The sequence below is a fragment of the Cylindrospermopsis sp. CR12 genome (genome assembly GCF_001432185.1).
In the GTDB taxonomy this organism is placed as follows: domain Bacteria; phylum Cyanobacteriota; class Cyanobacteriia; order Cyanobacteriales; family Nostocaceae; genus Raphidiopsis; species Raphidiopsis raciborskii.
Map to the genome: position 1 here is coordinate 1 of NZ_LMVE01000108.1, position 1,332 is coordinate 1,332.

Below are 1,332 nucleotides of genomic sequence, written 5' to 3' on the forward strand. Positions count from 1 at the left end.
GTAAAGGAGAATCGAAAATGGTGGGATCTATTGATTCAGGATGGATACGGACTCGGTCTTGTTCTAATGCAGTCTTGCGGTCTATGAGAAATCCTTGAAAAGATTTGCAGGTTCCTGATACGGGACATCCATCGCAAATAACAGATGAGTTATCTACATTGACCTCCTGTTGTCGCAAACCCTCAAATACCTCACTAGCAATGCAATTAGGCTGAATATCAGGCTTTTCTCCCTTTTTGGCTCGTCGTAGGTAATATCTACCATCAGCAGTTTTTTGAGAGGTATCCCACTTCAGACCACCGTGTCTTGCCGTAGCTGGAGACCAATCAACCAGACTTGATACTGTGGGATTTTGCACCCCATTAGTGACATAAAGAATTTTATTTACACTAAGCTCATCAGGCATAAAAGTTCCCGCTGTGTGGGTTTTTCCACTACCTGGAGGTGTTTTTACAATTATATTCTTATAACCATTTCTATAAGCATCTAGTATCTCTTTCTTAATTTCTTTTACATTTATTTTCTTTCTTGTTACTGTATGTGATGGATTAGATACCACATATTTTTCTTTACCAAATCCTTTAGCTATTTTACACAGACTTCTGCCTGCTTTTTTCAATAAAGCAAATAGGTCTTGAGATTCCTCAACCCGCTTATCTTCCAGATCCTTAGCCCTAATTTCTTCTCCAAACTTAGCTAACTTCCCATTTTTAAACCGGTTCCAATCGGAAAATGGTATGCCCATTTCTGTTAGGTAGGCTTTAGCAATCTCAACCCATTCTTTACCGGTGGGGTTTTCCTTACCGTAACGCAATTTAGAAAAGAACCGGAAGTGGTCTAAAAGTCTATTGTCAGTGTCTATAGGACAAGCCCAACCTAACTTACCACCAATATTTCCAAACCAACCAGCCGTTCCCGATTGTGATTGATGAAAAGGGCAGTCGCTTTTAGCCCTTTTGCCAAACCACTTTACTTTCAGGGGATGTAATTTTTCAAAGTCCTCAATGGTGGCTTGTTCCGCAGTTTTATTAACCAGTTCAATTAAATTATTCTCCTCTTCCCAGACTAACTGTTTTCTAGCTGCCAGTTGCTTCTGTCTCTCCATCTTGCTCACCACAGTTGGTAGCGATTCCTCTGGCATGGATAAAATCCCATTCTTCTGAGATTTTTCCGCTAGTCTCCAATCATTCCACCGCTCATCGGATAAACCATGGGGAAAAAAGGGTTGTAAGATATCTTCAATCTCTTTAATAGAATAGCGTCTATCTCCCGTACTCACCAGGGATTGATATTTGCCCTTATCCGGGCGAAAGAAACCCGGTAACCGCATTT

At 40.8% G+C, this 1,332-nt stretch carries 1 protein-coding gene; it reads right to left on the reverse strand.

Features of this window, described 5'->3' with window-relative positions; translation table 11 throughout:
* Positions 1 to 1,332, reverse strand: a 1,332-nt coding sequence (locus tag ASL19_RS17900) for a DEAD/DEAH box helicase family protein (RefSeq protein ID WP_161808601.1), incomplete at both ends; no start/stop codon positions are given.